Source organism: Nocardia asteroides (assembly GCA_019930625.1).
Classification (GTDB): Bacteria; Actinomycetota; Actinomycetes; order Mycobacteriales; family Mycobacteriaceae; genus Nocardia; species Nocardia sputi.
In genome coordinates, this window is record CP082844.1 from 4768989 (window position 1) to 4788691 (window position 19703).

The window sequence follows — 19703 nt, forward strand, 5'->3', positions numbered from 1 at the left end:
ATCAGCAATCAAGCCGGAGCGGGTTATAGCATCGGCAAATGACGACAAACAGCGTGGTAGAGGGTCCTCTGCAGTCTCTTGCCCGCAGGGCATGGCAAACCATCCTGCTCACCGGCGTCATGGCGGTGATTCTCGGCGTCCTCATCCTGGTCTGGCCGGACATCACCCTGCAGGCCGCGGGCATCATCTTCGGCGTCTACCTGGTGGTCACCGGAGTTCTGCAGTTGGTCGCCGCCTTCGGCGCGCCGACAGGCACGGGTATGCGGATCCTGTCGTTCATCATCGGCGTGCTGTCCATCATCGTCGGCGTCTTCTGCTTCCGCGACGAACTGGCCTCCCTCTTGCTGCTCGGCTTGTGGATCGGCATCGGCTGGCTCTTCCGCGGGGTGGCGCTGCTGGTAGCCGCGATTTCCGAGCCGGGAATGCCGGGGCGCTGGTGGCAGGTGTTCTTCGGTCTCGTGACCGCCATCGCCGGTGTCGTGCTGATCGTCTGGCCGGTGCGCTCGGTGGCCACGCTGGCCATGGTGGCGGGGGTCTGGCTGATCATCCTCGGCATCATGGAGATCATCGTGGCCTTCGGCGTTCGCAAGGAGGCCGGGACCGCTGTGCCCGCGGGCGTCTGACCAGCACGGTTCCTTCCCGCTGGAACTCGTGACAGAATCACAGGCGCATTTTCACCAGACGTCGGCTTCGGGGTTGGCCGACATCGAAAAGAACTGGAGGCGCGAATGATTCGTACTGCTGGGTTTGTCGGTGCGCTGGCCCTGGCAGGGGCCGCGGCCATGCTGTCGGCGGGGACGGCGCAGGCCGCGGTCGGCACGGTCACGATCAACGGTGAACGCTATGAGGACCCGGTGGGTTGCCTGAACACCGACCACACCACCACCCTGCTCCAGAGCACCATCGGCAACAGCACCGATCGTGCCGTCACGTTCTACTCCGGGCGGGATTGCACCGGCTCCGTCCTCGGTGAGCTTCAGGTGGCGACGTTGGGATTCCTGCCCAAGGGCGGCAGCATCCTCGTCAGCTGAGGCTGCTCGTTTCGGCGGCCGAGGCATGCGTGGACGCCGCCGCGCGCCGGTGAGCTCATGCGCTTCGCCGGTGCGGGCGGCGAGCAGCCTCGGCCGCTTCCGACTATCTACCGCCGCCTACGCAACCATGATCGCCACGGCGACCAAGCGGGGTTCGGTGAACCGCGGAATGCCCGCTTCGTGCGGCGACGGCCTGGCAGCCGTCGCTGGAGAGTTGGGTGAGGGCGTGTCGCCGACGCGGGGGAGCAACCCCGTGTAGACGCCGTCCTCGACGATCCGGCTCTCGCACATGATCCGGTATGCGACCTCGGTGCGATGCTCGATTCAGCGCGTGCGCGGCCACTCGCCGGGGCGCCGCACTGCGGACTCGGCGGTTACCGAGACCGGGACCGGCTCGGCGTCGCCCGAGCGGCGACGTCCTCGCGGATCCCACGCCATCGCCGTCGCGGCCGAACCCAGCAGGACGACCACGATCATCGCCACAACGCACCAAACCAACACAGTCATTGCCTCCCTGGCAGCACCATCCGGCTGACAGACTGCGTTGGCTTGGCAAGGCGGACAGTTGTTTTCGAGTCGTCCACAGTATTCACGGAATGGGTGGCGCGCGCGAGTCAGCGGCGTAGTCGCCGGAGGAGACACGGATCACGGCTCAGCCGTAGCCGGTCAGGTGTGCGGGGCATGTCTCAGTCGAACGGTGCCCGGCTGTCGGACGCGAGACGGGGCCGTCGACCTGTCGACGCGGTGAGGGGTGGCGTCGACGCATCCAGCGGGACGCATCCGAGGTTCCCGCGCGACGCGGCCGGATGTACTGCGGACCTTGCGAGCGGTCGCTTCGAGTCCGTGCAGAGGGATCGCGAGAGGCCGCTGTCTGTTTGCTGCCTTTCCGCCGGGGTAGCACGGTGGAGACGGAGATCTCCCGGAGACGCCGGAAAGGGCTGGTTCGACGATGTCCGACTCCATACCTGGCGCGACGACAGATCGGCGGTCCCCTGCCCAGGTCGCCGCCGTGGCGGTGGGAGCGGTCTTCCTCCTTGTCGGAATTCTCGGATTCATCCCCGGCATCACCACCGACTACAGCGAAATAGGCTGGGCGGGACATCACTCCGAAGCCCAATTGCTCGGGATTTTCAACGTATCCGTGCTGCACAACGTCGTCCATCTGGCTTTCGGAATCGCCGGAGTGCTCGCCGCCCGGGCCGCCACATCGGCGCGTGGGTACCTCGTCTTCGGCGGAGCCGTCTACCTCGTCCTGTGGCTGTACGGACTCATCGTGGACCCGGACAGCACCGCCAACTTCGTGCCGCTCGACACGGCGGACAACTGGCTGCACTTCGCCCTCGGTATCGGCATGATCACGCTCGGCATGGTCTCGGCTCGGAGGCCCGCGACACGGGCGCCGGGAGCGGGTGGGCAGACCGGGATGCTGGAATGACGCGAGGTAGTTGCCGAGTCATTGCGGTGATCGACATCGTGTCCATTGAACCGATCACTCTTCGGACGTAGAAAGCCGACCGGCACGCATGCCGGACTCCGGTCACGCCTGCTCGGCCCGACCTCGTCGCCGTGCGGCCGGGTCGGGTTCGGCCGCACGGCCGATGCGCTGCGTGCGGCAGTGTGTGCTGCGTCTCGTGTACTCGGAATTTGCTGCTATGCAGGACATCTCGCGCCTAGCGGTCCACCCGGCCGCCGGGTACTCGGCGGTACCCTCGACGTGGGCGGCGCTCGGTCGCTGCGCGGAAGTGGCGTTCGTCGGATGCCGCACATGTTGACATCGACTGCTGTTGACAACATATGATGTCAAGACCTTGCTCAGCCTGCACCTCGATGCGCCGACACCGCGCGAGCTGCGGGAGTGCAGGCGCTTCGACCACTTCAGCAACGACCCGCGGCAAGGGAGTACCGATGAGGGCCAAGCCACCCGCGCTGGGATATCTCCGCAAGGACGTCTCAGGTGTGTCCCAGGATTGGGACGAAGCGCAGATGCGGAGTTTGGCGAAACGCCTGGGCTATGAGTTGTGCAAGACCGTGACTTTCGGCGCCGGTACCGACGCACCGGTGGATCGCCTGGTCGACGTCGTCCGGAACTTCGGTGTGGACGCGGTCATCAAGCCGAACCTGCATCACTTCGGCAACGCGGTACCGAACGAACTCGTGGAAGTCTGCGACCTGATCACGGTGACGCCGCAGGAGACCTACTCCCGCTCGGCACTGTCGCGAATCTGGGCGTAGGCCGCCCCCGTGCGCGAGTAGTTCGGCCGCCCGATCGGTTCCTTCCAGGCCGTCAAACGCCCCTGCGCGGACATGCTGGTGCAGATATCGGTGGCCCGGAAGCTGGTGGCGGCGGCCGTCCGAGCCGAGGCCGGATCCGCGCCGGATGCGGGCGTCGATGGTCAAAGCGTTCACCACCGACACAGCCGTGCGGGTGGCGGGGAAAGCCATGCAACTACACGGCGGCATGGGTACATCTGGGACGGGAGAGTGGAATCCACACGTACATCAAGCGAGCCACGCTCGATCGGTCCCTCTTCGGGACGCCCGCCGAGCCTCGGAAGCGACTGGCCCGGCGATACGCCTCGGCGTAATCGGCGCCGGAGCGTATCGCCGGGCCGCCTCCGGCAGGCGGACCGGAATACCGGATCAGTCGTCCGGAGTCTCGGTGAAGCGCTGGAGGTACAGCGGCTCGCCCAGCTTCTCCACCAGATCGAGTTCGGTCTCCAGGTAGTCGACGTGCTTCTCTTCGTCTTCGAGAATGTGCTCGAAGATGCGAGCCGAGGTCACGTCGCCGCGCGAACGCATCAGCTCGATGCCCCGCCGGAGCCGGTCGACCGCCTCCATCTCGATCTCCAGATCGGCGCGCAGTTGCTCCGGCACGGTCTGCCCGATGCGCAGCGCGTTGAGCTTCTGATAGTTGGGCAACCCATCCAGGAAGAGGATGCGGTCGGTGAGGAGCTCGGCATGTTTCATCTCATCGATGGACTCGTGCCGAGTGTGCCGCGCCAGCTTGGTGAAACCCCAGTTCTCCTGCATCTTCGCGTGCAGGAAGTACTGGTTTATCGCCGTGAGTTCGGCCGTCAGCTGCTCGTTGAGCAGCGCCACGATGTCGTTGTCGCCGTCCATAGCTGCGATCGTGGCACAAATTGTGCGCAGCGGCGGATAGACCGCCTGGTGTGTCGTATCAGGCGGCCGACGGTTGTGCCTCGGCCGATGCGCGAGCCCGGCCGAGCACCTCGGCCAAACGCGCCGTGCAACTGCCACAGCCCGGCTTCCAGCCGCAGGCGTTCTTCACCTGGCGGATGCTGTCGGCGCCGGCCGAAACGCAGCGGTGCACGTCACCTTCGGACACTGCGTTACAGATGCACACGTACATGAAGCCTCACCAGGGTCAAGTTGTCACTGAGGTTAGCCTCGACTAACGAGGTAAGCCTCCCCTAATGTATAGCAGCTGAGTCCGCAGGTGGGAACCCCTGTGTCGCGCCGGGTCGCGGGGACCGCTGTCCGGCCGGTCGTCGCCTGTGCTCGTCCTCGCCGGGCAGCGGACGCAACTCGTTGCCGCAGGCGATGACCGCCCGGCGTGCCAGCGCACGTCGGTGTGCGGCTGCCGGAAAGCGTGGCGTTGCGGATCAGCATGTGCCGCTCAGGCCAGGTACCTGACCACGTGCTCCGCGACGCAGGCTGGCTTGTCCGCGCCCTCGGCGGTGATCGTCACGGTGCGTTCGGCCTGGACCCCGCCGGGCACGTCGGTGACGGCGGTGAGTGTGACGGTGCCGCGCACCCGGCTGCCGACCCGGACCGGGCTCACGAAACGCACCTTGTTCAACCCGTAGTTGATCGCTATCCGGGCCGAACCCACCGTCATTAGCTGCTGGCTGATCGGAGCGAGCAGCGCGAGGGTGAGGAATCCGTGCGCGATCGTGGCCCCGTACGGACCGTCCGCGGCGCGGCCTGGATCGACGTGGATCCACTGGTGGTCACCGGTCGCCTCGGCGAACAGATCGATGCGCTGCTGGTCGATCTCGATCCACTCTCCGGGCCCGAGCACGGTGCCCACCGCGGCGCGCAACGCGTCGAAATCACCAAATTCGGTCATACGGAATCCTTTTCTGCGATCGGCGCCTTGCACGATATCGGGCGCGTGCCCGCGCTTGGTCAGCAGCTACCGCAGGGCCGTTCCTGCGAAACAACGAAACCCGGGCCTCGACGATCACCGGACCCACCGGCGCGGCGAGCAGGTAGCGCAGGCCGAGGAAACCGAGGCTGTCGCCGGGGGTGAGCGAGAGCACGGCCTCCTCGGCGGCCAGCGCGATCAGGCCGCCGTTGATGGTGTCGGAGGCGTTCAACCCCTCCGTCGACCGCGGGAGTACCACCCTTCCGGGGGTGACGCGCTCACCGCCGGCCCGATCGGCCAGCGATAGGGGCAGCCGCTCGGCGGTGGGCGGCAGCTCGACGCTCAGCCACGGCGGCAGCTGCACGTCCGGATCCGGTGCCACCATGAAAGAACATGAAAGAAGCGGCGCCTAGAGCGATCGGCGATTCGGGAGATTCCTCGCCGCTGCGCCGGCGAAGTCTCGACCGTGGCTCGATGAGTCGACTCGGCTCGTGGCCGCCTCTCATGCTGGTCGAGCGGCGGTGTCGGAGGTACTCGGATCGGCGCTGACCGCGAAGACCGGGAACCTGTCGTCGCGGGGACATGCTCGGAATCGCACCCGGACCGGCGCCGCGGAGGACGGCGGTAGTTCGCCGTGGATCGTCGTGTACAACCACGGACCCTCGTCGAGTTCGACGATCGCGATCGTGGATCGTTTCGTCTCGTCGCGCGGGTGCGCGGAGCAGCGCAACACCCGCCACGACACGATCGACCCGCCGCCGGAGGCGGGCACCCATTCGAGGTCGGCGGACCGGCAGTACGAACACGCGTCGAACAGCGGCGCCAGCAGTCTGTCACAGCGCCCGCAACGACGGATCATCAACGTTGTCGCCGCACCGCCGGCGGGGGCGTCACCGACGTTTCGAGTGTGCATCGGGTTGTACTGGTACATAGAAGCAGCCGCCTGGGTGTGCTCGTGCTGTCGAAATCAACCACGTCAGCCTCTCGTGCCCGCAGTCCGGCCCGCGACGGCCGATCGGCCGCAGGTATACCTATTTTTCCTCAACCGGCGGTACGGCCCTTCCCGTTGAGCGCTTCGTCCAGCGCCGTCATCCGGGCTCGCGAGAAGGCCCGCGAGACGGGCGCTCGGTGCTCGATCAGCTCGAAGCCGTGGTAGCCGCCGCGCACCTCGTGCAGGGAACCCCCGCCTGCCGTAGCCGGTCGGCGTAGGCGATGTTCTCGTCGTAGAACAAGTCGTTGGTGCCGACGCCGATCCAGGCGGCATGCGCCGCCGACAGATCCACGTAGCGGGCCGGTGCGGCCAACGGTGGAACCGGGCCGTTTGCGACCGGGCCGAGGTAGGCGCGCCATCCAAGCCTATTGTGCCGCTGGCTCCACATACGCAGCCGCCGCGGGTCGATGTCGGTGCGCTCGGCGGTCCGGTCATCCAGCATCGGGTAGGACAGCGCCTGCAGGACCGGGCGCACCTCGGCACGTTCGCCAGCCAGCAGCGCGAGGGCGGCACCGAGGCCTCCGTCGGCGCTCTCCCCGACGATCGCGATGCGTTCGGCGTCGACGTCGGGCTGGGCGGCCAGCCAGCGCAGCGCGGCGTAGCAGTCCTAGAGGGGCGCGGGGAACCGATGCCGTGGCGCCCGCCGGTATTCCACCGACGCGGCGACCGCCCCGAGCCGCGCGGCGACGCGGCGGCAGAAATGATCGCCGAGCGATGCCGTGCCCAGGACGTATCCGCCGCCATGGATGAAAAGCACGCCGGGGGCTGCCGGATGACCGCGACGGCCGCATCGTCGGCTGTGTCAAGGGCGGGGGAGCAGTGGGCGCACCGCTGTGGCTTCGGGGCCGCGCTTGCGCAGGGTGGCGGTGAAGAGCACGGGCTGGCCTGCGTACAGCGACTTGTACCCGCTGGTCTCGATGCTGGTGTACTCGATGAAGACCGGAGTGGGGTCGTCCGCGGGTTGCAGGAACCCGAAGCCCTTCTCGATGTTGAACCAGACCACCGTGCCGCGGCGCCAGAAATTCGCCGCGGTGCGGTGGTGGGGCTGGTCGGTCACGGTAAGGATCGGCGGTCAGGCGGCGTCGCGGCGCAGCGGATCGGGGTGCATGATCCGGCGCCACCAGGCGTCCAGCGGGCTGGGGTCGGGCCAGATGACCGCGGTCTCGGACGAATTCCCGGATCCGGGCTCAGCCGGTGCGAGCAGGGGGTCGCGTGGTTCGATGCGTGCCATGATCGGTCGCTCCATCAGGTTTCCGTTGGCGAGTAAGTCTTGTGCGGTAACGCCTTTCGCGTTCCAGCCGAGTGCGGGCCCGGAACTCCGGGCCCGCCCGAAAAGGGTGATATGACACTTGTCGCAGAGCTGTCGCGCCATCGCTCGATACGCCATCACCTCACTTCTCGGTTCCGGTAGCGTTCGTATGCGGTCGGTCAGGCGTCGATCGCCTTGTGTCCGTTGCCGCGACCGATCTCGATCTTGCGCGGCTTGGCCTTCTCCGCGACCGGAATGGTCAGTCGGAGGACGCCATCGGTGTACTCGGCACGGATCTTGTCGGTGTCGAGGTTCTCGCCCAGGAACAGCTGACGGCTGAACACGCCGCGGGAGCGTTCCGCGGCGATCATCTCGCGTCCCGAGTCGAGTTCGGGACGACGCGCGCGCACCGTCACCACATTGCGCTCGATGTCCAGGTCCAGGGACTCGGGGTCGATACCGGGCAGATCGAACTCCACGACGAATTCCTCGCCCGCGCGCCAGGCGTCCATCGGCATCACCGCAGGATGTGCCTTCGTGCCGAACACCTGCTGCGTCAGACGGTCCAGATCGCGGAACGGATCGGTGCGCATCAGCATGGTCGCCACCTCCAACTCACTCCATTCTCCATAGTAGGGACCTCAGATAACCTCTGTTATCTGGCATAGATTTTTTATAGCATCGAGAGGAGTTGAGTGCAAGACGCTAAACTAGGAAATCTGTTGGTCAACATGAAGTGAGGATGGATGGCGCAGGAGAGGGGCGACTCGGGGCATCTGCCGGATCCCGGCCAGGCGGTCTACGGGATTTCGGTCGCTGCCGGGCTGGCTGGAATCGGCGTGCAGACGCTCAGGCTGTACGAGCGCCACGGGTTGTTGACTCCCGCCCGCAGCGACGGGGGCACCCGCCGCTACAGCGGCAACGATCTGGCTCGCCTGCGGCGTATCACCGACTTGGTCGCGACGGGGGTCAATCTCACGGGGATTCGCCGCATTCTCGACCTGGAAGACGCGAATGCCGACCTGCACGCGGACAACGACCGGCTCTACGCGGACAATGACCGGCTGCAAGCGGACAATGTCCGGCTACGGGACGCGCGCGACCAGCCGCACGGCAAGCCGTAGGCGCGCGATCATTCCGTGAAGCGTGCGCGCAGATCGACCACCGTGCCGGAATCGCCGGTGGTCACGCTGACGTCCGGGATGAGCGCGCGGATCAGCTGCATGCCGCGCCCGCGCAGTGAATCGGCGGCGTGCGGATCGGGCGGTTTCCAGCGGCCGCTGTCGGAAATGGTCACCCGGAGTTCGTCGCCGTCGATCGACGCCCGCAAGCGGACCACGCCGCCGTCGCCGCGATGGCCGTGCTCGACGGCGTTGGTGCAGGCCTCGCCGACGGCCAGCAGCACGTCGTAGGCCGGGCCGGGCGCCATCCCACTGGCGGCCAGCCATTCCTGGAGGGTGTGCCGGACGGTTGCCAATTGCTCCGCCTCGGCGGGAAAATCCATGTCCAGCGGCGTCACGGCGTTGGGTAGCGGGACCCGGTCGCCCGCGCTCACGGGCGCGTACCAGCCGCCGCGGTCCGGGTGTGTCTGTCGCGGAGAGGCCATCTCGTCGTCGTCTCGTGTCGAGGGCGTCGATGCGCCGTCACCTCGTTACCTCCCTGTCGGGGATCGGTGCGCTGTACTCGCGCCACGCCGAGCACGTGGGCCGTCGTCGGGCTCGGCTGTCGTGTTCGCCGTGCGTGTGCCATATTCCCCGAAGCTATACCCAAGTGATCATTCCCCATTCATGCCCGCGGTGCCTCCGGTGAGAACCCGGTCATCCGAGGTCTCGTGGACACCGTAAACGGCTGTGCCGCAGATCGGCACAGCGGGGGGAACGCGGCTACTGCTTGTGCGGCGGCAGCCGGACGACCTGGACGAAGAAGTCATCGATCTGCTTGATGGCGGCGACGAACTGGTCGAGGTCGACCGGCTTGGTGACATACGCGTTGGCGTGCAACCGATAGCTGCGCAGTATGTCCTCTTCGGCCGCGGAGGTGGTCAGCACGACCACCGGGATGTGCGACAGGTCGGGGTCGGCTTTGATCTTCTCCAGCACCTGCCTGCCGTCGTACTTGGGCAGATTGAGGTCGAGCAGAATCAGGTCCGGTCGCGGCGCGTCCGCGTACTCGCCCTGGCGGTAGAGGAAGTCCAGCGCCTCCTCGCCGTCTCTGGCGACGTGCAGGTTGTTGCCGATCTTGTTGTCCTCGAACGCCTCTCGCGTCATCAGCTCGTCGCCCGGATCGTCTTCGACGAGCAGGATGTCGATGGGCTGGCCGGAAGTGGTCATGCGGGGGCTCCTTCGTGGACGGGGGCGTCGGCGGTACCGGCGCTGAGGTCGGCGTCGGCGGCGCGCAGGGTGAAGCAGAAGCGAGTGCCGGCCGTGTAGTCGGTGTCGATCCAGATCCGGCCGCCGTGATACTCCACGATCTTCTTGCAGACGGCCAGCCCGATGCCGGTCCCGCTGTACTCCTCCCGATTGTGCAGCCGCTGGAAGATGACGAACACCTTCTCGGCGAATTCGGGCGCGATCCCGATGCCGTTGTCGGTGACAGACAGCAGCCAGCCGCTGCTGTCGTCGGTCGGTGCGCAGGTGATCTCGAGCTCCGGTGCGCGCTCGGGCGCGCGGAACTTGATGGCGTTGGCGACCAGGTTCTGCCAGAGCATCGTCAGCAATGTCGGATCGCCGATGATCTCGGGCAGGTCGTCCGGTCGCCGGATGACGGCGCCGGTGTCATCGATCGCGTTGGACAGATTGGTCAGCGCCTTGTCCAGGGACTGGCCCAGGCCGGTGGGTTCGGTGCGGTCGGTGATCCGGCCCACGCGGGAGAACGTGAGCAGATCGTTGATCAGCACCTGCATCCGCTTGGCGCCGTCGACGGCGAAGTCGATGTACTGCTTGCCCCGCTCGTCGAGCTGGTCGCCGTACCGCTTCTCCAGCAGTTGGCAGAACGACGCCACCTTGCGCAGCGGCTCCTGCAGGTCATGGGAGGCGACGTAGGCGAACTGCTCCAGCTCGGTGTTGGACCGGCGCAGTTCCTCGGCCTGGAGATCCAGATCGGTCTTCTGCTCGGCGAGTACGGCTTCCTTGGCGCGTGAGGAACTCAGTTCGGTGACGATGCGGCGGCGCATGCTCTCGACCGCGTTCGCGACGGTCGCGAGATCGGCCGGGCCGTGCACGTCGATGTGATGGTCGAAGTCGCCGCCCGCGACGCGAAGCGACGCGTCGGTCAAGGAACCGAGGGGACGGGCGATCAAACGCCGGATCAACACGGTCAGCAGTACGCCGGTCAACAGGAACGCGACGACCATCCCGGCCAGCACCGCGTCCCGGACCTTGCGGGTGTGGGTGAGCTGCTCTTCGTCGTGCGCGATGGCCGCCGTGAGGTTGCTGTTCTGGGCTTCGAAGCGCATCCGGAGTTCATCGAAGAGCGGTTTACCGCGTGCCGGGACGGCGGGATCGACGCCGCGGGCCGATCCGGAGGCCAACGCCGCGACCAGCGGTTCGGCGTAGTCGATGCGCCATCGCTGTGCGGCGCGCTCCAGGGCGTCGAGTTCTTCGAGCAAGGGTTGCCGGTCGGCCAGCAGCTCCCGCAGGCGGGCGACGGACTGCGCCTCGTCGCGGGTGCCGTCGCTGTACGGTTGCAGGAACTGCGGGTCCGCGGTGATGGCGTAGCCGCGCAGGCCGGTCTCCTGATCCACCAGCGCGCTCTGCAACCGGTAGGCCTCGGCCGCCGCGGGCAGCGAGTTGTCCAGCAGCCGATCGGTCACGCGGTTGGTGTGTGCGATCACCTGGGCGCCCGCCACGGTGCCGATGATCACCACCAGCACCATCGCGGCCAGCACCAGCTGGAACCAGGCTTGGGCGGTCAGCCGCGCGCTCAGCGGCGGCCGGCCGGTCTTCGTCGTCATCAGTTCTGGTCCTGTCCTTGCCGGTCGCGATTCCACCCGAGGTACAAGATCGCGACATCGTCGTCCAAACCCCCGGACGCGCCCGCCAGCCCCTCGACGCGGCCGATCAGCTCATCGACGAACCAGTTCGGATCCGCGGCTCGGACCGCGCGGGCGACCTCCATCAGCCCCTGCTCGCCGAGGCGTTCCTGATCGGTCCCGACTCGTCCCTCGAACAAGCCGTCGGTGAACACCATCAGCCCGGAACCCAGCGGCAGGTCGAGTTCCTGGACGGGCCACTCGGCGCGACCGGGCAGAAAGCCGAGAGCCGGCCCGCCGGGCACCTCGACCCAGGCCAACTCGGTGGCCGAGCGCAGCAGCATCCCGGGGTGCCCGGCTCGCAGCACCTGAGCGCGGCGATCGCCCGGATGCAACATCAGGCTGGTGACCGTCGCGAAGGTCTGCCTGCCGGTGCGTTCGGCGAGCAGGACCTGTTCGAGCAGCCGGAGTTGCCGCTCCCCGGTCACTCCGCTCAGCACCAGGGTGCGCCAAGCCAGGCGCAACGCCACACCGGTCGCCGCCTCGTCCGGGCCGTGTCCGGACACGTCACCGATGACGGCGTGCACGGTGCCGTCCGCGTCTTGCACCACGTCGTAGAAATCGCCGCCGAGCAGGGAATGGGCCCGGCCGGGACGGTAACGCGCCACGACGTCGACGACTCTGTGTCCACGCAGGAGTGGGGTGGGCAGCAGACCGCGTTCCAGCCGCGCGTTCTCCTGCGCGCGCATATTGCTCGCCTGCAGTGCGGCGCTGGTGCGCTCGGCCTGCTTGCGCTGGATCGCGTAGCGCACCGCGCGCCCGAACAGTTCGGGCTCGACCCGGCCTTTGACCAGATAGTCCTGGGCTCCGGCCGCGACCGCGGCCAAACCGGTCTGCTCCTGATCGAGCCCGGTCATCACCACGATCGCGACCTGGTCGGTGTGCTGGCGGATGCGATCCACCGCCTCGAGCCCTTGGGCGTCGGGCAGATGCAGGTCCAGCAGCACGCAGTCGGGTTCGGCCGCGGACAGATGCTCGGCGGCCTCCGCCAGCGACCGGACCCAGTGCAGTTGCAGGCCGGGCGCGCCGTCGGAGACCAGTTCCTCCACCAGCAGCGCGTCGCCGGGATCGTCCTCGATCAGCAGCACCGAAGGTTGCTGCCAGGGCCAATCCGCGTCCACGATCAGCTCGGGATCGTCGTCCGTCCCGTCACGCCGCACGGACACCACCGGTCGCGGGTCCAGTCGCGGTGGAACGAATGGCAGCGTCACTGCCGTCGTCGGCGAACACCGACAACCCGGCCTCCGATCACCAAAGGGCGGCACGAGCGCACGCCGACTGTCTCCGCGGCCTTTTGCTGGACCGCGAGGCAGCCAAGATCGTATCCGATCCGCTATCCGACCGAGACATGACGGTGTTGACCTGCGCGAGCGCGGAGGCCGGGGGAGCGGCGGCGGGAGTCAGACCGTTGTGCCGGTGAGCCGCGCGGTGGGCTGCTCGTCCCGCATTGCGCCCTCGCGGCGCGGGGAGCGAAGTTCCGCCAAGCTGCGTGCGACGACCGTGGCATGGACCGCGATGACGGCAAGGGAGGCCGAGCCGATCACAGCAAGAAGCACAACCACGACAGATACCGGTCCTTTCGGGTGCGAGCGGGCCCGTTGCCCGCTCGATCGGGTGCCGAGATCGCGTCCGCGGCTTCCGGCGGGCGCGCGCTCCGCCTCCAACGTGCCCCGGCTCCTCCGGATCAAACACACCGATTCCGGCGGCGCGAGCGGATGGTGCGATCACGCGAGGACGACCTCCGCCACCGCGCGACCGAAGATTTTGCGCCCGTCGTGCTCGGCGGTGATCGCGATGGTGGCGCTGCGCGTGTCCGCGTCCATGCGTTTCACCCGGCCGGAGAACTCGATCCGGCCGCCGGTGACGCCGACGTGGACGGGATTGGTCAGGCGCACGTTGTAGGAGCGCAGGGCGGTGGGATCGCCCAGCCACGAGGTGAGTAGATCCACACTGAGCCCGATGGTGAACATGCCCTGGGCGACAACGGTTTCCATGCCCATCCGTGCGGCTGTCTCGGTGCTCCAATGGATGGGGTTCGGGTCTCCCGACACTCCGGCGTAGTTGACCAGATCGCCCCGCCTGACCGTGAGTGTGCGTGGCGGAAGCTCCGCCCCGGCAGTTACCTCGTCGAAGCGCCGCACCCACGGGCTCGCCGGTACGGGCTGCGCCTGGCTCACGGACTCGATGCCGTGTCCCACGTAGCGCGGGGCCGGCGCGCGGCGCGCGTTTCGCGCTTCCTGGCGTGCGCCGTGCATGACGACCGCGTCGAACCACGGCGGGAGAGCCTCGTCATCGCGCCCGACCAGGCTGGTCCGAGACGTGAGGACCGGCCGGTCGTGCTGGTCCAGGATGGTTTGGCGCAGTCCGATGAGGTCGCCGCCGAAGGCGTGCCGGAACGAATCCAGGCACATCTCGAACCGGATGCGGTCGCCGGCCAGGAGCGGGCGATGAAATTCGATCATCTGATCGGTCTGGATGGTCCGGCTCAGGTCGTAGCCGGGCAGGATCGTGTCGAACACCTCGGCGTAGGCGAGATATCCGGGGACCGCGCCGAAGGTCGGGGGAGCAAGCAAGCTGTGGTAGCCGAGGTCGGCGGCGGCCTCCTCCGACCAGTGCGCGGGGTGGTTGTTGCGCACCGCGCGGGCGTACTCGCGGATCTTCTCGCGACCGACCTCGTAGTGATCGCTGGTGCGATACCGGCGCCCGACCATCGAGGCGGGGAGCGCGGCATCGGTCACGTCGTCCGCACCGGAAGTGGTAGGGGTTCTGGACATCGCGGGGAATCTACCCAACCAGAGCCCGAATTCCGGTCAGCCCGCATCGCACGCCGTTTCGCGGCCTCCGGCGCGCCGACCGGCGCGGGTGCGCAGGAGCGCCGGTCAGCCGTGGTTTGAGGAACAGGTCCCTGGGAAGTCGATCGACAGATCTCGTGCCGCTCGCCCGACGGTTTCGTCGCCGGGCTCTCGCCCGCGGCTCGTGGGAGAGGAGAGAGATGTCCGTTCCGAACTACACCACCGACGACGCCGGGATCCCGGTCCCCAGCGACGAGCATTCGCTGACCGTCGGGCCGGATGGGCCGATCCTGCTGCAGGACTGGTATCTGATCGAGAAGATGGCGGCGTTCAACCGGGAACGGGTGCCCGAACGTCAGCCGCACGCGAAGGGCGGTGGGGCGTTCGGCGTCTTCGAGGTCACCCACGACGTGAGCGCATACACGATGGCCGAGGTGTTCCAGCCGGGCAAGAAGACGGAGATGCTGGCCCGGTTCTCCACCGTGGCCGGCGAGCGCGGCAGCCCCGATACCTGGCGGGATCCGCGCGGGTTCGCCCTGAAGTTCTACACCGAGCAGGGCAATTTCGACATGGTCGCCAACAACACGCCGATCTTCTTCGTGCGCGATCCGATGAAATTCCAGGACTTCATCCGGTCCCAGAAGCGCCGCGCCGACAACAATCTGCGCGACCACGACATGCAGTGGGACTTCTGGACGCTCTCACCCGAGTCGGCGCACCAGGTCACCTGGTTGATGGGTGACCGCGGCATCCCGCGCACCTGGCGGCATATGAACGGTTACTCCAGCCATACCTATATGTGGGTGAACGCCGCCGGGGAACGGTTCTGGGTCAAGTACCACTTCAAGACCGATCAGGGCATCGAGTTCTTCACCCAGGACGAAGGCGACCAGATGGCCGCGATGGACACCGACTACCACACCCGCGACCTGTGGGAGTCGATCGAAGGCGGCAACTATCCGAGCTGGACGCTGAAGATGCAGATCATGCCGTTCGACGAGGCGAAGACATACCGGTTCAACCCCTTCGATCTCACCAAGGTGTGGCCGCACGGCGACTATCCGCTCATCGATGTCGGCAGGATGACGCTCGATCGGAACCCGGCGGACTACCACACCGAGATCGAACAGGCGGCATTCGAGCCGAGTAATTCGGTGCCCGGCACCGGCCCCAGCCCGGACAAGATGCTGATGGCCCGCTGGTTCTCCTACCCGGACGCCCACCGGTACCGTATCGGCGCGAATTACAAAGAGCTGCCGGTGAATACGCCGCACGCCACTACCGTCCGGTCGTACAGCAAGGACGGCGCGATGCGCCACCGCAACCCCGGCGACCCGGTCTACGTGCCGAACTCGAAGGGCGGCCCGCACGCCGATCCCGCTGTCGCGGGCCCGCCCGCGACCTGGTACGCCGACGGCGAACTCGTGCGCTCGGCCTACACGCTGCACAAGGACGACGACGATTGGGGCCAAGCGGGAACCATGGTCCGTGACGTGCTCGACGACGCGGCGCGGCAGCGGCTGGTCGACAACATCGTCGGACACCTGCTGAACGGAGTTTCCGCGCCCGTGCTCGACCGGGCCTTCGAGTATTGGCGCAACGTCGACAAGCATCTCGGTGACCGCGTCGAGGCGGGTGTGCGCGCGAAGCAGGGTGAGCGCGACCCCAAGGCGGCCGGGCAAGCCAATCCGGCTCGCTCGTCGGCGCAGGCCAAAGCCTGACGGGTCCCGGCGGCGGCCGGTGACCACCGGCCGCCGCGGTGTGCTGGTGCGCCGTGCGGCGGGCGGGTACGCCGGGATGTCGGTGACCATGCCACCACCTATCGACACCGTTCGTGATCTTTTCGTTATTCCTTGGCTCGTGTGTCCCGATGCGTCCCTCCGATCGCATGCGGAAAAATGACCGCCGGATCCAGCGACACATAGCACCGTGGTGTTTCGAATCAATTCGAGGCTCGGTGACATCCGCGCGCCACCGGATGGTCGCATCGGGCCGGTCGACGGAGATCGGAGGACCGCATCATGGCGTTCGACGCCGATGTTCGACCTGATCGACGCTCGCAAGGAAGGCCGTGGCGGGCGATCACAGTCGCGGCTGCCACTCTCGCCGCCGCGGCAGCACTCGGCGCCGCACCGGCGGGGACGCAGCCGTCGTCCAGCGGCGCACCCGATGTTCCGGTCGAGGTCCCGATACCCGGTGGATTTCCGGGATTTCCCGAAATCCTGCGATTCATCCCGCCCGCGCCTCCCACCCCGCAGATGCCGTTCGGTCGATTGGTGCCGCATGGCAGCCCTGTGGCGGCTCACCCGGCATAGGCAGGTTCATCCCGTCGTCGCGTCCGCGGCGTTTCCCGCAGCAGCCCCGGAACCTCGTCGTCACCGGTCTGGTCGAACTGCCGATAGCCGCTGGCACCTGATCAGCTGACACGCCGCGCACGACCCGGCCACCGCGGTGGCCGGGATTTGAGCGTTTCAGACAATAATCCGAGCTTTTCGCTCATTCTTCTGCTCGCGGCTGATCCGTAGAGTCCTCAAAGAACAGGCGGAGTTCGCGCCGGCGCCACCAGGGCGGCGACCTCGGCGAGAACTTTCGATCAGCACACCTTGATGGTGTTCCCGGCGACACGGAGGAAGTCCGTTGACAGAATTTCCACAACCGGCGGTGCCGACAATTTCCCGGCATGACCCGGTTCGGTTCGTGACGGGAATCCTCGACACGGATAGCCACGAGACATCGGACAAGATGACGCCCGACCTCGTCCGAGCGGCGTCGCAGGCATCGTTGGAAACCGCCGAAGGATGGGCGCGACGATGACCCTCCGGAAGATACGAACCACCGTGCTATCGGCATTGGCCGCGCTGCTGCTGGCCATCACCAGCAAAGCGTTGTACACCGAGGCCACCGACCGAGCCCAGCGCGAGGCCTGGCTCGACAGTTGGTCCACCGCGCAAATGGCCGACGTCGATGTGCTGGGACCCAATTGGTCGACAAACGGTTTCGTCAACCAGACCATCCGCCAGACCGTGCGCCCTACCCTCGCCGGTGACTCCGTACGAATCACGATGACCAATCTCTTCGGCGATCGACCGCTGCGGATCGCGGCAGCCACCATCGCGCACACCGCCAAGGGGGCAGCGGTGCGCTCCGGCACGGTCCGCCCGCTGACTTTCGGCGGTGCAGCGGGCACGGTGATCCCGCAGGGAGACGAACTGGCCAGCGACGCGACCGATTTCCTGGTCAACGCCCGCCAGCCGATCACCGTGACCCTCTACCTGAGCGAGGCAACCGGGCCGGCCACCTTCCACTCTCTCGGCAACACCACCGCTTACCGCGCGAACGGCGATCACAGCGCCGACATCGAAGGGGTGGCGTTCACCGAGTCCGACAAGTCGTGGTACTACCTTGCCGACATCGAAGTCCGGGGCGCACCGAACCGCGGCGGTGTGGTGACCTTCGGCGACTCCATCACCGACGGAGCGGGCGCCGGCGTGGACGCCGACAACCGGTACCCGGATGCCCTGGCCGACCGCCTTGCGGTCGACAGCGAGCCCCGGGCAGTGCTGAACACCGGCATAGGTGGAAACCGGATCGTTTCGGACTCCGACTACTTGGGCCAACGCGCGGCCACCCGATTCCGTCGCGACGTACTCGACAAAGACGGGATCGGCACCGTCATCCTGCTCTCGGGTATCAACGACATCGGCGCCAGTGAACTCTCCGAGCCGTGGCTGCGACCGAACCCCGAGATCACGGCCGACCAGCTGATCGCCGAGTACCGACTGCTCATCCGGATGGCACGTGCCGACGGACTGCGCATCCTCGGCGGCACCCTGCTCCCATACCGCGGAGCCCCGTACTACAGCGAGCGCGGCGAACGGGTCCGAGACGAGGTCAACTCCTGGATACGCCATTCCGGAGAATTCGACGCCGTCATCGACTTCGAGCGCGCACTCGCCGACCCGGCGGACCCGGACGTACTCGCCGCGCAGTTCGACAGCGGAGACCACCTGCATCCCGGCCCCGCGGGGTATTCCGCGATGGCCGACGCCGCCGCGCTCGTCCTACACGAGACGGTCGACTGAGAGGCAGGCGGGACGGGATGCTGTCCACGGGGCTGTCTGTAGTCGCGGCGGCCCCGTGGACAGCGCACGATCACCCGTGCGGCCGCGCGGCGGATACGTCCACACCCGGACCGTTCTCTCCCGGGGGTGAGCCCGGTAGCGGCGAGTCGTCGAGGTATCGGATCTCGTAGACCCGTTCGGTGAACTTCCAGCCGTCGGTCGTTCGCCGGTAGCGATCGTGGTAGATCGCGTAGTTCAGATGTGAGCTGCCGCTTTTCAACCGCCCGAGTTCACAGATGTGGGCGCGACCGGTCGCGGTGTCGCCGTCGATTCGGATCGCACCGGGATGGGTGTGCTGAATGAAATAGTCCCAGGCGTCTTGCATCAGCCGTGCTTTGGTCTGGAATTCGGCGCGGCCGGCGACTTCGATACCCGCGTCGGGGATGCGCAGCACCGCGTCGTCGGTGAACAGCGATGCCAGGCGATCGAAGTCGCGCATCATCACCGCGTCGGTGAATTCGCCGCGCAGTGCTTCGATCTCGACACGGTCGGCGAGTGACCGGAAGTCGTGTGGTGACAGCATGATCGGCTCCTCAGGAATCGACGAGAGTGTGTTCGGCGCTTGCCCGCCGCAGCGGCGCGAATGCGGCGCTCCATGCGATGACCTGATCCAGCAGCGTGTGCAGGGCTGTGGTGTGGTGGTCGCCCGGTGTGAAGGTGGTGTAGTTCTCGAAATCGGTGAGCACCGAGATCGTGACCTGGTGGCTCACATCGGCCATCCGCAGGGCGCTGCAGACCAGCCGCAGATGCTCCACCGCGCGGACGCCGCCGCCGGCACCGTAGGAAACGAATCCGACCGCCTTGTCGGCCCATTGGGCGTACAGGTGGTCGATGGCGTTCTTCAGCACTCCGGGGGCCGAGTGGTTGTACTCGGGGGTCACGATGACGAAGCCGTCCAACGGGGCGATCCGCTCGGCCCAGGCGCGGGTGTGCTCATGTACGGAGGGGCCGAACATCGGCGCCACCGGCTCGTCCAGATGCGGCAGCGGGTGGTCGCGCAGGTCGATCAGTTCGAACTCGGCATCGCCGCGCCGCGACGCCGTGTCCAGAACCCACTGAGCGACCTGCGGACCGTTGCGGTTGGGCCGGGTACTGCCGAGAATGATGCCGATTCTGATCACGGTCGGAACTCCTGCTCTGTGGAAGGTGTCACAACCTTCCGACGACGCAACCGGCCGGAATGTCAGGCGGCCCCCACTTCGGGTGCGCCGATGCGCCTGGACTCGCAGGTGACCGAGTCGAGGGGTCGACGGCTGACGGCTCGACGCGCGGACCACCGGAACTGCCGATGAGCAGGGACATCGCGCCGATGCGCGGTGCTGTGGCCGGATGCTCGGACAGCCGCCGATGAGCGCATGTGGTGTGGCGCATATAGCTCTCT

Annotated in this window: 27 protein-coding genes and 1 pseudogene; 8 read left to right on the plus strand and 20 right to left on the minus strand. The window is 67.1% G+C overall.

Annotated elements, in window-relative coordinates; translation table 11 throughout:
* The first annotated feature begins 38 nt into the window (after positions 1-38).
* Positions 39-623 (plus strand): HdeD family acid-resistance protein, encoded by a 585-nt coding sequence (locus K8O92_21995; GenBank protein UAK30569.1) that lies wholly within the window; start codon positions 39-41, stop codon positions 621-623.
* Between the two features lie 105 nt (positions 624-728).
* Positions 729-1031 (plus strand): hypothetical protein, encoded by a 303-nt coding sequence (locus K8O92_22000; protein ID UAK30570.1) that lies wholly within the window; start codon positions 729-731, stop codon positions 1029-1031.
* 117 nt (positions 1032-1148) lie between these two features.
* On the opposite strand, the gene K8O92_22005 is transcribed toward K8O92_22000, so the two are convergent.
* Positions 1149-1322 carry a hypothetical protein gene (locus tag K8O92_22005; protein UAK30571.1) on the minus strand — a complete coding sequence of 58 codons (174 nt, stop codon included), beginning with the start codon at positions 1320-1322 and terminating at the stop codon, positions 1149-1151.
* 33 nt (positions 1323-1355) lie between these two features.
* A complete protein-coding gene (locus tag K8O92_22010) occupies positions 1356-1538 on the minus strand; it encodes a hypothetical protein (protein UAK30572.1) in 183 nt (60 codons plus the stop codon).
* A gap of 442 nt (positions 1539-1980) precedes the next feature.
* On the opposite strand from K8O92_22010, the gene K8O92_22015 reads away from it, so the two are divergent.
* The 3 genes and pseudogenes from K8O92_22015 to K8O92_22025 all read left to right on the plus strand — a co-directional run bounded on the left by K8O92_22015 (position 1981) and on the right by K8O92_22025 (position 3616).
* Entirely contained in the window at positions 1981-2466 is a 486-nt protein-coding gene (locus tag K8O92_22015) for a DUF4383 domain-containing protein (protein ID UAK30573.1), read from the plus strand.
* 470 nt (positions 2467-2936) lie between these two features.
* Complete coding sequence (locus K8O92_22020; GenBank protein ID UAK30574.1) at positions 2937-3263, plus strand: hypothetical protein; 327 nt, start codon at positions 2937-2939, stop codon at positions 3261-3263.
* A 72-nt stretch (positions 3264-3335) separates the two neighbouring features.
* Positions 3336-3616, plus strand: a pseudogene (locus K8O92_22025) (acyl-CoA dehydrogenase family protein).
* A 55-nt stretch (positions 3617-3671) separates the two neighbouring features.
* Here K8O92_22025 and bfr read toward each other — a convergent pair.
* From bfr to K8O92_22075, 10 genes are all read right to left on the minus strand, one after another.
* The gene (gene bfr / locus K8O92_22030; GenBank protein UAK30575.1) at positions 3672-4151 is read right to left on the minus strand and encodes a bacterioferritin; all 480 of its coding nucleotides are present in this window, start codon (positions 4149-4151) and stop codon (positions 3672-3674) included.
* A 58-nt stretch (positions 4152-4209) separates the two neighbouring features.
* Positions 4210-4401: a (2Fe-2S)-binding protein gene (locus K8O92_22035; protein ID UAK30576.1), complete on the minus strand. Its 192-nt coding sequence runs from the start codon at positions 4399-4401 to the stop codon at positions 4210-4212.
* 267 nt (positions 4402-4668) lie between these two features.
* Positions 4669-5121 carry a MaoC family dehydratase gene (locus K8O92_22040; protein UAK30577.1) on the minus strand — a complete coding sequence of 151 codons (453 nt, stop codon included), beginning with the start codon at positions 5119-5121 and terminating at the stop codon, positions 4669-4671.
* Positions 5105-5524, minus strand: a complete 420-nt coding sequence (locus K8O92_22045; protein ID UAK30578.1) for a hypothetical protein — start codon at positions 5522-5524, stop codon at positions 5105-5107. Before K8O92_22045 ends, K8O92_22040 begins: the two co-directional genes overlap by 17 nt.
* 117 nt (positions 5525-5641) lie before the next feature.
* Positions 5642-6052, minus strand: coding sequence for an OB-fold domain-containing protein (locus K8O92_22050; protein UAK30579.1), 411 nt, complete (start codon positions 6050-6052; stop codon positions 5642-5644).
* A gap of 223 nt (positions 6053-6275) precedes the next feature.
* Complete coding sequence (locus tag K8O92_22055; protein UAK35872.1) at positions 6276-6722, minus strand: alpha/beta hydrolase; 447 nt, start codon at positions 6720-6722, stop codon at positions 6276-6278.
* Between the two features lie 15 nt (positions 6723-6737).
* Entirely contained in the window at positions 6738-6887 is a 150-nt protein-coding gene (locus K8O92_22060) for an alpha/beta hydrolase (GenBank protein UAK30580.1), read from the minus strand.
* Positions 6888-6932: 45 nt separating this feature from the next.
* On the minus strand, positions 6933-7187 hold the full coding sequence (locus K8O92_22065) for a cold shock domain-containing protein (GenBank protein UAK30581.1): 255 nt from the start codon (positions 7185-7187) through the stop codon (positions 6933-6935).
* A gap of 15 nt (positions 7188-7202) precedes the next feature.
* Positions 7203-7361, minus strand: coding sequence for a hypothetical protein (locus K8O92_22070; protein UAK30582.1), 159 nt, complete (start codon positions 7359-7361; stop codon positions 7203-7205).
* Positions 7362-7558: 197 nt separating this feature from the next.
* The gene (locus K8O92_22075; protein ID UAK30583.1) at positions 7559-7978 is read right to left on the minus strand and encodes an Hsp20 family protein; all 420 of its coding nucleotides are present in this window, start codon (positions 7976-7978) and stop codon (positions 7559-7561) included.
* A gap of 147 nt (positions 7979-8125) precedes the next feature.
* Here K8O92_22075 and K8O92_22080 point away from each other — a divergent pair, with 147 nt between their 5' ends.
* Positions 8126-8503 (plus strand): MerR family transcriptional regulator, encoded by a 378-nt coding sequence (locus K8O92_22080; protein ID UAK30584.1) that lies wholly within the window; start codon positions 8126-8128, stop codon positions 8501-8503.
* An 8-nt stretch (positions 8504-8511) separates the two neighbouring features.
* Here the strand turns inward: K8O92_22080 and K8O92_22085 are convergent, their stop codons facing one another.
* The 6 genes from K8O92_22085 to K8O92_22110 form a co-directional block, all read right to left on the minus strand.
* Complete coding sequence (locus K8O92_22085) at positions 8512-8985, minus strand: ATP-binding protein (protein UAK30585.1); 474 nt, start codon at positions 8983-8985, stop codon at positions 8512-8514.
* Between the two features lie 277 nt (positions 8986-9262).
* Complete coding sequence (locus K8O92_22090; protein UAK30586.1) at positions 9263-9709, minus strand: response regulator; 447 nt, start codon at positions 9707-9709, stop codon at positions 9263-9265.
* Positions 9706-11331: a CHASE3 domain-containing protein gene (locus K8O92_22095; protein ID UAK30587.1), complete on the minus strand. Its 1626-nt coding sequence runs from the start codon at positions 11329-11331 to the stop codon at positions 9706-9708. The genes K8O92_22090 and K8O92_22095 overlap by 4 nt, the downstream gene beginning before the upstream one ends.
* Positions 11331-12497 (minus strand): fused response regulator/phosphatase, encoded by a 1167-nt coding sequence (locus K8O92_22100; protein ID UAK35873.1) that lies wholly within the window; start codon positions 12495-12497, stop codon positions 11331-11333. The genes K8O92_22095 and K8O92_22100 overlap by 1 nt, the downstream gene beginning before the upstream one ends.
* A 312-nt stretch (positions 12498-12809) precedes the next feature.
* Complete coding sequence (locus K8O92_22105; GenBank protein UAK30588.1) at positions 12810-12971, minus strand: hypothetical protein; 162 nt, start codon at positions 12969-12971, stop codon at positions 12810-12812.
* A 162-nt stretch (positions 12972-13133) separates the two neighbouring features.
* Positions 13134-14183, minus strand: coding sequence for a MaoC family dehydratase N-terminal domain-containing protein (locus tag K8O92_22110; GenBank protein UAK30589.1), 1050 nt, complete (start codon positions 14181-14183; stop codon positions 13134-13136).
* A 218-nt stretch (positions 14184-14401) separates the two neighbouring features.
* Between K8O92_22110 and K8O92_22115 the strand changes: the two genes are divergently transcribed.
* On the plus strand, positions 14402-15922 hold the full coding sequence (locus tag K8O92_22115) for a catalase (GenBank protein ID UAK30590.1): 1521 nt from the start codon (positions 14402-14404) through the stop codon (positions 15920-15922).
* Positions 15923-16999: 1077 nt separating this feature from the next.
* Positions 17000-18283 (plus strand): SGNH/GDSL hydrolase family protein, encoded by a 1284-nt coding sequence (locus tag K8O92_22120; GenBank protein UAK30591.1) that lies wholly within the window; start codon positions 17000-17002, stop codon positions 18281-18283.
* A gap of 70 nt (positions 18284-18353) precedes the next feature.
* Here K8O92_22120 and K8O92_22125 read toward each other — a convergent pair whose 3' ends face one another.
* Both K8O92_22125 and K8O92_22130 read right to left on the minus strand, forming a co-directional pair.
* Entirely contained in the window at positions 18354-18845 is a 492-nt protein-coding gene (locus K8O92_22125; GenBank protein UAK30592.1) for a nuclear transport factor 2 family protein, read from the minus strand.
* Positions 18846-18855: 10 nt separating this feature from the next.
* The gene (locus K8O92_22130; GenBank protein UAK30593.1) at positions 18856-19443 is read right to left on the minus strand and encodes an NAD(P)H-dependent oxidoreductase; all 588 of its coding nucleotides are present in this window, start codon (positions 19441-19443) and stop codon (positions 18856-18858) included.
* Between the last annotated feature and the right edge of the window lie 260 nt (positions 19444-19703).

Excerpts from the sequence above, each read along its gene's own strand:
- K8O92_21995 (UAK30569.1), top strand. The coding sequence starts at position 39 with ATGACGACAAACAGCGTGGTAGAGGGTCCTCTGCAGTCTCTTGCCCGC.
- K8O92_22000 (UAK30570.1), top strand. The coding sequence starts at position 729 with ATGATTCGTACTGCTGGGTTTGTCGGTGCGCTGGCCCTGGCAGGGGCC.
- K8O92_22005 (UAK30571.1), bottom strand. The coding sequence starts at position 1,322 with ATGTGCGAGAGCCGGATCGTCGAGGACGGCGTCTACACGGGGTTGCTC.
- K8O92_22010 (UAK30572.1), bottom strand. The coding sequence starts at position 1,538 with ATGACTGTGTTGGTTTGGTGCGTTGTGGCGATGATCGTGGTCGTCCTG.
- K8O92_22015 (UAK30573.1), top strand. The coding sequence starts at position 1,981 with ATGTCCGACTCCATACCTGGCGCGACGACAGATCGGCGGTCCCCTGCC.
- K8O92_22020 (UAK30574.1), top strand. The coding sequence starts at position 2,937 with ATGAGGGCCAAGCCACCCGCGCTGGGATATCTCCGCAAGGACGTCTCA.
- bfr (UAK30575.1), bottom strand. The coding sequence starts at position 4,151 with ATGGACGGCGACAACGACATCGTGGCGCTGCTCAACGAGCAGCTGACG.
- K8O92_22035 (UAK30576.1), bottom strand. The coding sequence starts at position 4,401 with ATGTACGTGTGCATCTGTAACGCAGTGTCCGAAGGTGACGTGCACCGC.
- K8O92_22040 (UAK30577.1), bottom strand. The coding sequence starts at position 5,121 with ATGACCGAATTTGGTGATTTCGACGCGTTGCGCGCCGCGGTGGGCACC.
- K8O92_22045 (UAK30578.1), bottom strand. The coding sequence starts at position 5,524 with ATGGTGGCACCGGATCCGGACGTGCAGCTGCCGCCGTGGCTGAGCGTC.
- K8O92_22050 (UAK30579.1), bottom strand. The coding sequence starts at position 6,052 with ATGCACACTCGAAACGTCGGTGACGCCCCCGCCGGCGGTGCGGCGACA.
- K8O92_22070 (UAK30582.1), bottom strand. The coding sequence starts at position 7,361 with ATGGCACGCATCGAACCACGCGACCCCCTGCTCGCACCGGCTGAGCCC.
- K8O92_22075 (UAK30583.1), bottom strand. The coding sequence starts at position 7,978 with ATGCTGATGCGCACCGATCCGTTCCGCGATCTGGACCGTCTGACGCAG.
- K8O92_22080 (UAK30584.1), top strand. The coding sequence starts at position 8,126 with ATGGCGCAGGAGAGGGGCGACTCGGGGCATCTGCCGGATCCCGGCCAG.
- K8O92_22085 (UAK30585.1), bottom strand. The coding sequence starts at position 8,985 with ATGGCCTCTCCGCGACAGACACACCCGGACCGCGGCGGCTGGTACGCG.
- K8O92_22090 (UAK30586.1), bottom strand. The coding sequence starts at position 9,709 with ATGACCACTTCCGGCCAGCCCATCGACATCCTGCTCGTCGAAGACGAT.
- K8O92_22095 (UAK30587.1), bottom strand. The coding sequence starts at position 11,331 with ATGACGACGAAGACCGGCCGGCCGCCGCTGAGCGCGCGGCTGACCGCC.
- K8O92_22110 (UAK30589.1), bottom strand. The coding sequence starts at position 14,183 with ATGTCCAGAACCCCTACCACTTCCGGTGCGGACGACGTGACCGATGCC.
- K8O92_22115 (UAK30590.1), top strand. The coding sequence starts at position 14,402 with ATGTCCGTTCCGAACTACACCACCGACGACGCCGGGATCCCGGTCCCC.
- K8O92_22120 (UAK30591.1), top strand. The coding sequence starts at position 17,000 with ATGGGCGCGACGATGACCCTCCGGAAGATACGAACCACCGTGCTATCG.
- K8O92_22125 (UAK30592.1), bottom strand. The coding sequence starts at position 18,845 with ATGCTGTCACCACACGACTTCCGGTCACTCGCCGACCGTGTCGAGATC.